This is a genomic window from Cohnella nanjingensis, assembly GCF_014212125.1.
Taxonomy (GTDB): Bacteria; Bacillota; Bacilli; order Paenibacillales; family Paenibacillaceae; genus Cohnella; species Cohnella nanjingensis.
In genome coordinates, this window is the sequence record NZ_JACJVP010000042.1 from 136,769 (window position 1) to 150,395 (window position 13,627).

General features: G+C 59.3%; 11 protein-coding genes. 9 read left to right on the plus strand and 2 right to left on the minus strand.

Annotation, left to right across the window (positions count from 1 at the left end):
• Positions 1 to 112: 112 nt before the first annotated feature.
• On the plus strand, positions 113 to 859 hold the full coding sequence (gene map, locus H7C19_RS25080; RefSeq protein ID WP_185671810.1) for a type I methionyl aminopeptidase: 747 nt from the start codon (positions 113 to 115) through the stop codon (positions 857 to 859).
• Positions 860 to 972: 113 nt separating this feature from the next.
• Here the strand turns inward: map and H7C19_RS25085 are convergent, their stop codons facing one another.
• Positions 973 to 2,292, minus strand: coding sequence for a sensor histidine kinase (locus H7C19_RS25085; RefSeq protein ID WP_185671811.1), 1,320 nt, complete (start codon positions 2,290 to 2,292; stop codon positions 973 to 975).
• Positions 2,289 to 2,975, minus strand: coding sequence for a response regulator transcription factor (locus H7C19_RS25090; RefSeq protein WP_185671812.1), 687 nt, complete (start codon positions 2,973 to 2,975; stop codon positions 2,289 to 2,291). The genes H7C19_RS25085 and H7C19_RS25090 overlap by 4 nt, the downstream gene beginning before the upstream one ends.
• A gap of 193 nt (positions 2,976 to 3,168) precedes the next feature.
• On the opposite strand from H7C19_RS25090, the gene H7C19_RS25095 reads away from it, so the two are divergent.
• From H7C19_RS25095 to H7C19_RS25130, 8 genes are all read left to right on the plus strand, one after another.
• Positions 3,169 to 5,229: a multicopper oxidase family protein gene (locus H7C19_RS25095; RefSeq protein WP_185671813.1), complete on the plus strand. Its 2,061-nt coding sequence runs from the start codon at positions 3,169 to 3,171 to the stop codon at positions 5,227 to 5,229.
• Between the two features lie 333 nt (positions 5,230 to 5,562).
• Positions 5,563 to 6,822, plus strand: coding sequence for a stage II sporulation protein P (locus H7C19_RS25100; RefSeq protein WP_185671814.1), 1,260 nt, complete (start codon positions 5,563 to 5,565; stop codon positions 6,820 to 6,822).
• A 17-nt stretch (positions 6,823 to 6,839) separates the two neighbouring features.
• Complete coding sequence (locus tag H7C19_RS25105) at positions 6,840 to 7,274, plus strand: hypothetical protein (protein ID WP_185671815.1); 435 nt, start codon at positions 6,840 to 6,842, stop codon at positions 7,272 to 7,274.
• 447 nt (positions 7,275 to 7,721) lie between these two features.
• Complete coding sequence (locus H7C19_RS25110) at positions 7,722 to 9,659, plus strand: endonuclease MutS2 (protein ID WP_185671816.1); 1,938 nt, start codon at positions 7,722 to 7,724, stop codon at positions 9,657 to 9,659.
• Positions 9,660 to 9,743: 84 nt separating this feature from the next.
• Positions 9,744 to 11,558: a translation elongation factor 4 gene (lepA, locus tag H7C19_RS25115; RefSeq protein ID WP_185671817.1), complete on the plus strand. Its 1,815-nt coding sequence runs from the start codon at positions 9,744 to 9,746 to the stop codon at positions 11,556 to 11,558.
• A 229-nt stretch (positions 11,559 to 11,787) separates the two neighbouring features.
• Complete coding sequence (gene hemW, locus H7C19_RS25120) at positions 11,788 to 12,969, plus strand: radical SAM family heme chaperone HemW (RefSeq protein ID WP_185671818.1); 1,182 nt, start codon at positions 11,788 to 11,790, stop codon at positions 12,967 to 12,969.
• Positions 12,970 to 12,983: 14 nt separating this feature from the next.
• A complete protein-coding gene (locus tag H7C19_RS25125) occupies positions 12,984 to 13,244 on the plus strand; it encodes a YkgJ family cysteine cluster protein (protein ID WP_185671819.1) in 261 nt (86 codons plus the stop codon).
• Between the two features lie 95 nt (positions 13,245 to 13,339).
• Positions 13,340 to 13,627, plus strand: a 288-nt coding sequence (locus tag H7C19_RS25130; protein WP_185671820.1) for a helix-turn-helix domain-containing protein, incomplete at its 3' end; no start/stop codon positions are given.

A 13,627-nucleotide genomic window follows, 5' to 3' on the forward strand; every position in this document is an offset into this window, starting at 1 on the left:
TCGAAAGCCCGCAAGCGAAAAGCCTTCCCGGCCCGGGAAGGCTTTTTCGACGACGGTGGAATATGCTGCGTGTATGGTATATTATTGATATTCAAAAAACGGAGGGATTAGGATGACAGTCGGATCCCAAAACGATATCGAGGGTCTGAAGAAAATCGGCAAAATCGTGGCATGGACGATACGCGAAATGAAACGTCACGCCCGCGTCGGAATGACGACAAAGGAACTGGATGATATCGGAGGCAGGCTGCTCAAAAGGCATGGCGCCGTGCCGGCGCCTAAAGCCACTTACCAATTCCCGGGCAACACTTGTATTAGCATTAATCAAGAAGTTGCCCATGGCATTCCGGGAAACCGAATCATTCAACCCGGCGATTTGGTCAACATCGACGTATCGGCGAAATTGGGGGGTTATTATGCGGATGCGGGGCATTCTTTCCCCATACTTCCATCCCATCCATCCTTATCGCGTCTCTGTAATTACACGCACGCTACGATGATGAAAGTGATCTCCTCCCTTCATCATGGCGTTAAATTGAACGAAATCGGAAGAATGATGGAAAACGAGGCTGCAAAAGGCGGCTATCGCGTCATTCAAAATTTGTGCAGCCACGGAATTGGGAAATCGCTGCACGAGGCGCCCAAAAATATTCTCCCCGTTTACGACAAGCACGATAAACGCGTATTGAAAGAAGGCATGGTCATTACGATTGAGCCATTTTTATCGACCGGCGCGGATTATGTCGTGGAGCGGTCGGACGGGTGGACTTTATGCGTGCCGGACAACAGCTATGTGGCGCAACACGAGCATACCATCATCATTACAAAGAATCAGCCCATTATCGTGACCGCGGCATAGGTTTGGAAAAAATTTAGGGAAGGATCGACGGGTATTCCCCCTCTCTCGTAAACCGCGTGTAGGAAGCACGCTTTGGTTTGCTTGAAGGGGGTTTATCATGCGCCAAATGGAAACTAGATCGGCAGAAGCACGGTAAAGCTCGTTCCTTCCCCGATCTTGCTGCGAACGGTAATCGTGCCCTGATGGGCTTCCACGAATCCTTTTGCAATAGAGAGTCCCAGCCCCATTCCGCCCGAGTGGCGGGAACGCGCTTCTTCGACTCGGTAAAAGCGTTCAAATAAATAGGGCAGTTTGTCCTCGGGGATGCCGATCCCGGTATCCGAAATGGTGACAGCGGCATAAGATGCGCCTCTATGCTCGTTACGGTCAATCTCGCAAACCACTTGACCCGCGGAAGGGGTATACCGCAGTGCATTGCTTAAGAGATTATAGAACGCTTGCGTCATTCGATTCGGATCTATGTCTACGACAAGGCTTACCTCCGCATATTTTCTGACGATCCGGATCCCTCGTTCATCCGCGTCCAGTTTGAATTTGCCGATGATTCGGTCCATAAGCGGGGCAATATCCGTAGGCTGCCGATCTAAAGGCAATCTCCCCGAATCGGCGAGCGTCAACTGGTGCAGATCCTCGATCAGTTTGGTTAATCGGATTACCTCGTCCTGAATGGGGAGCAGCGTTTCGGGAGAAACGTCCCGTCCGCCGGACTGAATATTTTCCAGCTGACTCTGAATGATGGCGAGCGGCGTTCTTAGCTCGTGGGTCACGTCGGCCGTCAATTGTTTGCGGGTCTCCTCCGCGCGGTCCAGCTGACGCGCCATTTGGTTGATGGCTTTCGTCACTTGGCCATACTCGTCTGCGGACGTTACCGGTATATCGATCCGAAAGTTCCCTTTGGCGATCCTCTGAATGGACGGGATCAACCGCTTGAGCGGCAACGTCAAGAGCCATGTGAGCCACAGCCCAAGTAAAAGGGAAGCCGTTAAGGTTAACGCCCCGACTCGAAGTCCTTCCGTAAACATAGAGCTTTGAATATAGTCCTTCAGTTGCAAGGTTTCGTCGGTTGCCCATCGATACGTATATGCCATCCCGATATTTTTGCCGTTTTCAGTAATCGTCTTATGAAACCCGTGCAGGGTAACGGTTTCTGCGTCTACCTCGCCTTTATGGAACAAGACTTTCCCTTCCGGTGAAAGCAAAGCGATTCCGCCATTCTCAGCACGGCTCTCATCCTCCGGTACATCCGCTTGCTCCACTCCCTCCCAAGAGCCGCCATGTTCGACATAAAAGTTATGAAAGATCGCAGCCGCTTCGGTCGCCGAGAAATGTCCGAAGCGGCTTTCCAAGTAGCCTTGCGTCGTCCCGAAATAAACCCCGGAGACAATGAGGACGAGCGCCAACAGAATCCCAAACAATTTTGCGCGGACGTTCATAAACGATCTCCGAAGCGGTAGCCGAAACCATAGATGGTTTGAATATATTTGGGATCGGACGGGTCGTCTTCGATTTTTTTGCGCAGATTGCTGATGTGCGAGTCCGCCGTTCGCTCATAATTGACGAAATCGTCCTCCATGGCCGCTTTCATTAACTGCAGCCGGCTGTATACGATCCCCGGCTTTGCTGCGAGAGTCATCAGCATCTTAAACTCCGTAGGGGTTAGCACGACCTCCTTATCATCCTTTAATACCTGATATTTGGATTCATGGATCGTGAGCCGATCTCTTTGAATCATTCCTATCTCATCCGTCCTGCCATGGATGCGGCGGAGCACGGAACGGATTCTGGCGGTCAGCTCCCTGAGGCTGAACGGCTTGGTCATGTAATCGTCGGCTCCGACCTCAAGACCAATGATCATATCCACTTCTTCCGTCTTGGCCGTAAGCATAATAATCCCGCAGTTCACGCTCCTTCGCAGCTCGCGGCAGACGTCGATTCCGCTCATTTCCGGCAGCATCCAATCGAGCACGACGAGATCCGGTTTCTCCGCTTTGGCGACGTCTAACGCTTCCCTCCCGGTTCTTGCCGTGACGATTTTATAACCTTCGTTGCGCAAATACTCGGACATTGCCTCGACGATTCTTTTTTCATCATCCACCAGCAACAAGGTCGTCACCATGAACGGTCCTCTTCTTTCCGTCATTTTTATTTAAAGCCATCATAACGCTATTCCTTCAAATTAGGCACTTCTTAAACAAAAAAAGAGAACTCCTCCATAACTCCTGGACATTTGCTTGATAAAGTGTGCACAGCAGATGCCGGATAGCGATCTTTCTACGGCATGATGGCGGAAAAAACGGAGGGAAAATAACATGTTGTTGATCGCAATCGATTTGGCGCTTCAATTTTTGCTGTTCGTCGTTTGGGGGTGCGCCGCCATTCGATTCAGCCGGTCCGAAAAACGTCACTCGTTTCGCCCGCGGAGTCATCTGGTGCTGCTGGGCGCCGGTCTCCTGTTTACAGCGGGCAAATTCGTTACCCTTTTCATACTCGGGTCTAGAGACTGGTTTTTTGTCAGAGATACGATAACTGTTCATCTCATTCTGCTAGGCGTTCCGATTGCGGCGGCTTTGGTTCGTACAATTCCTCTACTATGGAAGCTAGCATCTGACCGGCAACGGGATCGGCTCGGGCCGTCAAAGGCAGTTGAATCGGCTAGGGCTGAGGTACCGGACAGTGGAAAATTACAGATGGCGGTTTTCTCCGTTCAAGCGGCAGGCATCGGAGCTTCGGTAGATTTCGTGCTTACTCTCCTGTTTCCGATGAAGTCGCTTGACATATGGAACGTTATCCTGATTGCAGTTATTTTTGCTGCACTGACAGGGGCGTTATGGCGATTGCGGAAGCGGCGGCAGCCGAAGTGGAGCCGTAAGGTACGGATAACCGCATGCGTGCTCCTTGCGCTCGCGAGCGCCTCAAGCTGGTTGGTATGGTCCTCACAGGCTAGTAAACTGCCGGGCCGGATGAGCATGATGGCCGGTAGCGCAGACTACGGCGGCGGCGTGACGATGAATAGCGCTCAAATGGGACATGGACGCAGCGGGATGGCCTCCATGTCCTCATCCGATGCTGAAGCCGTCAGTGTAAAGGAGTTGACCGGTCCCAGGAGCGGCGAACCGGACCAACGTTTTACGCTGATCGCCGAGAAGAAAACGGTAACGCTGAAATCCGGGGCCGCGATTGAGGCGTGGACGTATAACGGGCAATTGCCGGGCCCGGAGCTCCGCGTCAGACAAGGAGATCTAGTCGAAGTGAAGCTGATCAATAAAGATATCGAAGAAGGGGTGACGATTCATTGGCACGGACAGGACGTGCCGAACGCCGAGGACGGCGTAGCCGGCGTTACGCAAGATTCCGTCATGCCTGGGCAAACCTACACGTACCGGTTTATCGCGAGGCAAGTCGGCTCCTATTGGTATCACTCCCATCAGCAGTCATCCGAGCAGGTAAAACGCGGGCTGTTCGGAACGTTGATTGTCCTACCTAAAGAAGGATTGGAACCCGGTATCGAAGATATTACCGTTATGGATCCGACTTATAGAAAAGCGGACGGTTCGGAAGTGAATCTCCTAAGTCCGATTGATCATCGAATCGTCAAAGCGGGGACGCCGGTGCGGCTCCGGCTGTTTAATACGGGGAATTGGCCGAAGAATGTTTCGATCACCGGCGTGCCGTTCAAAGTGGCCGCAATCGACGGAACGGACATAAACGAACCGGCAGAGCTAACGAACCGTCGCTTGGTTTTGGCTGCGGGAGGACGATACGATGTCGCATTTACAATGCCGGATAAGCCGGTATACGTTTCCACCGATCCGTCATCCGGCATGTTGCTAAGCGCCGACGGCAAAGGCAGCGTACCCGAGGCGAAGACCGACTCGGTGTTCGATCCATTGACGTACGGCAGCCCCTTAAAAACGCTTTTCGATGCAACAAGTCAATTCGATCGGAATTTCACGATGGTGTTTGACAACAAGTTGGGATTTTATGACGGCGGATTCGAACGGCTTTTTACGATCAATGGCGAAGTTTTCCCGAACACGCCGATGTTGATGGTCAAAGAGGGAGATCTAGTGAAGACAACTTTCGTCAACCGCAGTTTGGTTCCGCACCCGATGCATTTGCACGGCCATCATATGCTTGTCCTTAGCAGGAACGGCAAGCCTTCCACAGGAAGTCCATGGTGGGTGGACACGCTGAACGTGGATCCCGGGGAGTCCTACGTGGTCGCTTTCAAAGCCGACAATCCCGGACTTTGGATGGACCACTGCCACAATCTAGAACATGCGGCCATCGGCATGACCCTTCATTTGTCTTACGAAGGGGTGATCTCGCCTTTTGAAGTCGGCCATGCGACTCAAAACAGGCCGGAGTGATGGCATAAAGGAAAGCTGACGGCTGGTCGACATACTTCCGTCGCCAAGCTGGAAGTCTACTAAGCCGAATCCGGATCGAAGGGCACGAATCGAGAGAAATAGGATGCGAGATTCGAGGGGGATCGGACGGACGGCGGCGGATCGAGAAAGACCGTCCGGGCCGGCTTTCCGGCCCTTTATTGCGAGAGAGCGTCTTCCCGCGCTGCGGGGAGGCACTCTCTCCTTTTTTTGCGATTCTACGGTTCTAGGGAAGAGGCCCGTCTCATAGACTCTCTTATCCGCATCAAAAGAGAGAATCCCTCGCAAGGGGAGGGGAACGGGAGGACGTTCACCATGAAAAGGATCGTCGTGTCGATGGATTGGCCGCGCATTCGCTTGCGTTCCAGGCGCTTCTTGGCGACTGGCCGCGCTTATTTGACCTTGAGTCTCTGTTCGATGGTCTTGTTCGTCCTGCTCGGCTTGGGCGGCATGCTGCAAAATAAGCTGGCGGCCTCGCCGATGCAGTCGATGAAAGGCTTTGCGGCGTCGGTGTCGGGCTCCTTTTTCTCCTCGCTGCTAGGTATGGAACTGCCGCATATGGACAAGCCTGAGGAGAAATCTCCGTTCGCCACGGAGCGGATGGCGTCCTTCCTGCTGCGCTTCCTCACGGACGTCAATCCCGACGATCCGAAGAGCCTGCTCGCGATGGAGATGCCGGGCGCGAACGGGAACGAAGCGGTCCTGTTCCGGCCGGGCTCCGGCGGCGACGCGAACGCGGCGCCGGAAGACCACGGACCGCCGGCGAGCGGCGACCCCGGGGAGGATCCCGCGCCGTCTCCGGACGGGGGCGGAGGAGAGACCGCGGATCCGTCGCCGCCCGCCTCGCAGACGCAGGAGCCGGATCCCGGCGATGCCGCGCCCCCGGCCGGCAAGACGACCGAAGGACGCAAGGTCGTCTTCATCTATCATTCGCACAATCGGGAATCGTGGTTCCCGGAGTTGAAGCCGGGCACCAAAGACCCGAACTCTGGCAAGATCAACGTCACGCTCGTCGGCAAGCGGCTGGCGGATCAGTTGGAGAAGCGGGGCGTCGGCGCGGCGCATTCGAATCAGGATTACGCGACTTCGATCAAGGACTACGACTGGAACAAATCGTACAAGTACTCCAAAGAGACGGTCGCCCAAGCGATGGCGAGCAACGGGGACCTGCAATTTTTCTTCGACATTCACCGGGATTCCAAGCGGCGCAAAGACTCCACGGCGACGATCGGCGGCACCGACTACGCCAAAGTCTTCTTCATCATCGGAGAGCGCAATCCGCGCTGGAAAGAGAACGAAGCGTTCGCGAATTCGATTCACGAGAAGCTCGAGGCCGCCTATCCGGGGCTATCCAGCGGCATCTGGGGCAAGACCGCCGCGAACGGGAACGGGGAGTACAACCAATCGGTATCGCCGGACAGCGTGCTGATCGAGATCGGCGGCGTCGACAATACGCTGGCCGAGTGCTACCGGACGGCGGACGTGCTGGCCAAAACGATCTCGGAGATCTACTGGGCGCAGCAGCAAGCGGTGGAAGCCGGCGGTTCGGCGCCGGCAGGGAAGACGGCGAGTTGAAAAAGGGAGGGGCCAAGATGGGGCGGGACTTGCTGAAGCTGGCGCTGATCGGGGGGCTGATCGTTTTCGCCGTGATGTACGGAATGGAACTGGCGAACAGCGGCATCAACACCGTCTACGGCCCGGTGGACAAGCGCGAAGCGACGACGGCCAGCCAGCCGCAGGCGACGGGCGCACCGCAGCGGCAGGCGGACGTCGCCGCGAAGGACAAGCTGAACGGCGCGGCGGCCGGGAACGGGCGCAGCGACGGGCGCTACGCGGACGAGCCGCCGGGGCTGGCGGTGGACGGCGCGGGCGGCACGGGCGGCACGGGCGACGGCTATGCGATTCCGCGGGACGATCATCAGCCGGCCGTGGACCGTCTGGCCGGCAAGACGGCGGAAGCGCTGCAGAGCATCTCCAAAGGCGGCATCCGGTTGATCGTCTCCCTGTTCGACAAAGTCGCCGGATAGCGACGGCCCGCCTTGGGCGGATTGGCGCAGGGGAGTTGCCGGATGCGGTCGAATGGGGTATACTGAGAGCAATTCCGTTAATCAAGGGGAAATTTTGATGTCTGCATTGGTTCTGAACTGATCAATTGGATACACCGTTTAGGAAGGCAATAGGACAGATGCGACCGATTCGTTCGGTTTATTCTCTTGCGCTTCCTGCCGGTGACTGATTGCCAGGGAAGAACCGACATCCATTCCCCCTGCCGTAGCGGCGAGGACCGGGAATCGAAGTCGTGCTCATTCGGGCACGGCTTTTTTGCGCTTTTCGGCCGGGATACGCATACGCATGTCCGGCTCCGAATCGCCTCGCTTCGAACGCATCCGCTCCTCCCTTGGAGACCGGCGAATCCGTTCGTTCCCTTCCGAGCCGTCCCTTGCGCGACCCCACTTGAAACGGAGGATTCCCCCTTGAGAAACCATTCGCTGACCAAACTCGAATACCCGCGCGTCGTGGACGCCGTCCTTTCCTATACGACTACCTATTTGGGCCGCCGTCTGGCGGAGAAGCTGAGCCCGGCGACGGAGCCGTCCGTCATCGCGGGCCGGCTGAGAGAGACCGAGGAGGCGAGGCAGCTCATTGCGAAAGGCATGAACGTTCCGCTCCCTTCCATGGACGGCATGGAAGATCTGCTCGCGCTGCTCGGCACCGGCTACGTACTGTCGGAAGCGCAATTCGGGCAGCTCGCCCAATTCATCCGCAGCTGCGGGCAGCTCCAGCGCTTCATGGCGGGCAAGATCGCGGCCGCTCCGGTCGCGGCAGCCTACGCCGCTTCGATGCACGATCTAGCCGGGCTGCAGCAGGAGATCGAGTCGCGCATCGACCGCGGCCGCATCCTGGACGGCGCGAGCCCCGAGCTGTCCCGCATCCGCAGACGGATGCGCGTCGCGGAGGAGAAGCTACACCGGCGGCTCGAAGGGCTGATGTCCCGCCACGCCGAGCTGCTGCAGGACCGCCTCGTCAGCCAGCGGAACGGCCGGTACGTGCTACCCGTCAAGAAGGAGTATCGCCGCCGCATCCCCGGCACGGTGCTGGACGAATCCTCGAGCGGGCAGACGGTGTTCGTCGAGCCGGCGGAGACGGCCGGCCTGCAGATGGACCTGTCGGCGCTTCAGTCGGAGGAGCAGCGCGAGGAGCTGCAGATCCTCGCGAATTTGACCGGCGAGGCGGAGCGTCACCAGTACGCCTTGTCGGTGAACGCCGAGACGGTCGGACACTACGACTTCCTGCTCGCCAAGGCGAAGTGGGCGCTTGCGCTGGACGCCAGACCGGCGGCGCTCAGCGAAGACGGCACGTTCGCGCTGAAGGCGGCCCGGCACCCGTTCCTCGCGGGCAAGCCGGTTCCGCTCGACGTCGCCGTGGACGGCTCCTACCGTTCGCTGCTCATCACGGGGCCGAATACGGGCGGCAAGACCGTCGCGCTGAAGACGGTCGGCCTGCTCACGCTGATGGCGCAGTCGGGCCTGCTCATCCCGGCGGCGGAAGGCAGCACGGTCGCCGTCTACCGGGCGGTCGAAGCCGACATCGGGGATGGACAGAGCCTGGACCGCTCCCTGAGCACCTTCTCGTCCCATATCCGGAACGTGATCGACATCCTGTCGGTAGCCGGCGGGGATACGCTCGTGCTGCTCGACGAGCTGGCGACCGGCACCGATCCGGGCGAAGGCGTCGGCCTGTCGATCGCCGTCCTCGAGGAGCTGCATCGCCGGGGCGCCGTCGTGCTCGCCACGACGCACTTCAACGAGATCAAGTCCTATGCCAGCGCGACGCCCGGCTTCCGCAACGCGCGGATGGCGTTCGACGAGGAGTCGCTGCAGCCGCTCTACCGGCTCGACATGGGAGAGGCGGGCAACAGCTACGCCTTCGTCATCGCGCGCAAGCTCGGGATCGACGAAGCCATCATCACGCGGGCCCGCGTCGTCACGGGCGGGCTGAAGTCGGGTGGGACCGGGGCGTCCGCGCCCGCGATTCAGTCTGCGCCGCTCGCGGATCCGGCGCGACATGCCGCCAAGCCGGCCCGTCCGCCCGCGCCGAAGTGGGGAGCCGGCGCCGCGCGCGCGGAGGAAGCGTTCCGCGTCGGGGACGTCGTCTGGATCCCCGCGATGAACCGGCCGGCCGTCGTCTACAAGCCGGCGGACGAGCGCGGCAATCTCGTCGTGCAGAGCCAGGGGGAGAAGCTGCCGATCAATCGGAAGCGGGTGCGCCGCTACATCGAGAGCAAGCATTTATATCCCGACGATTACGACATGGATATCGTCTTCGAGACGGTGGAGAACCGCAAGAAGCGCAAGCTCATGTCCAAACGCCATGTCGAAGGGCTGACGATCGAGAAGCCGGACAAGGATTGATTCGTTGATGCACCGGGCTCCGCCTGATATAATAGATGGGATAGCCACATGACGCAGGCTCTGGTGGAGGTAAGGAAACGACAGATGGCAGACAACGATCGCAAGCAAAGCCATATTCGCAATTTTTGCATTATCGCGCATATCGACCACGGGAAGTCCACGCTGGCCGACCGCATATTGGAATATACCGGCACGCTGACGTCCCGCGAGATGCAGGAGCAGGTGCTCGATTCGATGGATCTGGAGCGCGAGCGGGGCATCACGATCAAGCTGCAGGCCGTCCGGCTCAAGTACAAGGCCGACGACGGCGAGATCTACACGCTGCATCTGATCGACACACCGGGACACGTCGACTTCACGTACGAGGTCTCGCGGAGCTTGGCGGCGTGCGAAGGCGCGCTGCTGATCGTCGACGCGGCGCAAGGCATCGAGGCGCAGACGCTGGCGAACGTCTATCTCGCGCTCGACAACAATCTGGAGATTCTCCCGGTCATCAACAAGATCGACCTGCCGAGCGCGGAGCCCGAGCGCGTCAAGCAGGAGGTCGAGGACGTCATCGGCCTGGACGCCAGCGAAGCGGTGCTGGCGTCGGCGAAGAACGGCGTCGGGATCAAGGAGATTCTCGAGCAGGTCGTGCAGAAGGTGCCCGCCCCTCAGGGCGACCCGAACGCACCGCTCAAGGCGCTCATCTTCGACTCGCACTACGACGCGTACAAGGGCGTCGTCTGCTACATCCGCGTCATCGACGGCACGATCCGGGCCGGGACGCCGATGAAGTTCATGGCGACCGGCGCGACGTTCGACGTCGTCGAGGTCGGCACGTTCATGCCGCGGGCGACGGCGGTCGCCGAGCTGGGCCCCGGCGACGTCGGCTTCGTGACGGCGTCGATCAAGAACGTGAAGGACACGCGCGTCGGCGATACGATCACGAACGCGAAGCAGCCGACGGCGGAGCCGCTGCCGGGCTACCGGCGGATCAACCCGATGGTGTTCTGCGGCCTGTACCCGATCGATTCCTCGGACTACAACGACCTGCGCGACGCGCTCGAGAAGCTGGAGCTGAACGACGCCTCGCTCCGGTTCGAGCCGGAGACGTCGCAGGCGCTCGGCTTCGGCTTCCGGTGCGGCTTCCTCGGCATGCTGCATATGGAGATCATCCAGGAGCGGATCGAGCGCGAGTTCAACATTCCGCTCATCACGACCGCGCCGAGCGTCGTCTACAAGGTGACGCTGACGAACGGGCAGCAGGTCGACATCTCCAACCCGTCGGAATATCCCGAAGCGGGCAAGCTGGAGTTCGTCGAGGAGCCTTACGTCAAGGCTTCCATCATCGTGCCGAAGGACTTCGTCGGCGCGATCATGGAGCTGTGTCAAGGCAAACGCGGCGAGTTCATCGACATGCAGTACCTGGACGCGAACCGCGTCACGCTGAAGTACGACATTCCGCTGGCGGAGATCGTCTACGACTTCTTCGATCAGCTGAAGTCCAGCACGAAGGGATACGCTTCGTTCGATTACGAGGTGTCCGGCTATCGCCAGTCCAATCTGGTCAAGATGGACATCCTGCTCAACGGCGAGCAGGTGGACGCCTTGTCGTTCATCGTGCACCGCGATCGCGCCTACCAGCGCGGCCGGGTCATCTGCGAGAAGCTGAAGGACCTCATCCCGCGCCAGATGTTCGAGGTGCCGATCCAAGCGGCCGTGGGACAGAAGATCGTCTCCCGCGAGACGATCAAGGCGATGCGCAAGAACGTGCTCGCGAAGTGCTACGGCGGCGACATCTCGCGGAAGCGCAAGCTGCTGGAGAAGCAGAAGGAAGGCAAGAAGCGGATGAAGCAGGTCGGCAACGTCGAAGTGCCGCAGGAAGCGTTCATGGCGGTGCTGAAGCTGGACGAATAGCGTGAAGGGGGCGGCTCCGCCAAGGCGGATTCGGCCCCTTCCGCCCCTATCCGTCTTCCCGCCGATCGCTCCGCTGGTTCGGGCGAAGACGCCGAATTTTTGTCGAATAGCGTTCAGGCGCTCTCCGGGGATCGGGTCCCCGGAGAGTTTTGGCATTTGGCAATCCGCCGCTGCTGGTGTAAGGTGAAGAGACGAAGATGAACGGCCCTCGAAGGAGCTGGACGAACGAATGATCGATACGCTAACGGCGCGGCCGCCGCTGCACGATTGGACGCCGCGCGCGCTTTATATCCATATCCCGTTCTGCACGAACAAATGCTATTATTGCGACTTCAACTCTTACGTCGCGGCCGGACAGCCGATCGACGCGTATCTGGACGCGTTGGAGCGGGAGATGGAGCGGACCGTGTCGGCGCTGCCGCCGGAGACGATCCGCAAAGTATTCGTAGGCGGCGGTACGCCGACGGTGCTCGCTCCGCCGCAGATGACGCGGTTCCTCGCTTCCGTGTCGCGGCACTTCCCGATCGCGGCGGACGCCGAGTTCACGATGGAGGCCAATCCCGGCACGACGGATCCCGACAAGCTCGAAGCGATGCGCGCGGGGGGCGTGAACCGGATCAGCTTCGGCGCCCAGACGTTCGACAACGGGCTGCTCGCCGCCATCGGACGCATTCACGAAGCGGACGACGTCGTGAACAGCATCCGCAACGCCAAGGCCGCGGGCTTCGCGAACCTGTCCATCGATCTGATGTTCGGACTGCCCCGCCAGACGCTGGAGCAGCTCGCGGACAGCGTCTCGCGCGCGCTCGAGCTCGATCTGCCGCACTATTCGCTCTACAGCTTGAAGGTGGAGGAGAACACGCTGTTCCATCGCCTCTATGAGCGCGGCGAGCTGCCGCTGCCCGAAGAAGACGCCGAAGTCGCCATGTTCGAGCATCTGCGGGAACGGCTGGGCGGCGCGGGCTATGGACACTACGAGATCAGCAACTTCGCCCGCCCGGGCTACGAGAGCCGGCACAACTCCACCTATTGGCGCAACGAGCCCTATTACGGGCTGGGCGCGGGCGCCCATGGCTATGCGAACGGAGAACGCCATCTGAACGTCAAGGGCGTTCAGCCGTATATCGACGCGGCTCAGCGCGGACTGCCGCGGCTCGAGACGAACCCGGTCTCGCCGCGGGAAGCGATGGAAGACTTCATGATGGTCGGGCTGCGTCTGCGCGCAGGCGTGCGCCAAGCCGACTTCGCCCGCCAATTCGCCGGCGCGCGGCTGACGGACGTCTTCGGCGCGGAGCTGCGGCGGCTGCTGGAGCAAGGCTTGATCGAAGCGACGCCGGGCGAAGACGGCTACCGGCTCAGCGAGCGAGGCGTGCCGCTCGGCAACGAAGTGTTCGGCGCGTTCCTCCCATGACGGGAGGCGGGCGGATGGCATGCCGGGCCGGCTGCGGCGCCTGCTGCATCGTCGTCTCCATCTCTTCGCCGATCCCGGGCATGCCGGAAGGCAAGCCCGCCGGCGTCCGGTGCGCGCAGCTGACCGACGACAACCGGTGCCGGTTGTTCGGCAAGCCGGAGCGACCGGCCGTCTGCGGAGGACTAGCGGCATCGGCGGAGATGTGCGGGACGCGGGACGAGGAAGCGTTCGCCTATCTGGCGGAGCTGGAGCGTCTGACGGCGCCGAAGGGATAACGGAAGAGGCTGCCCGTGGTCGGGATGACTGATATGCTCCCCTTTAAGTAGACAGGTTAAATAAACAAACCTGCTGCTTGGAGGGGAGTATTTCTTTGGCCAAGAAGAATGAATATTCCGCTGGAGCGAAGTTGAGGATTCTTAGAGAACTGGAATCAGGTGAAGGCACTCGGATGGAGGTCGCCCGCAAACATAACATCAGTGTCCAAACGCTGGTGACATGGCGGCATCGCTATGAACGGTATGGAATGAACGGTCTAGAGATTCAAGCTCGTAACCGCAGGTATTCAGCGGACTTGAAAATGAAGGCAGTTGAAGATTATCTCTCCGGCCAGTATTCACAATATGAACTCATCGATAAAACCAAATTGCAAGCCGTACAC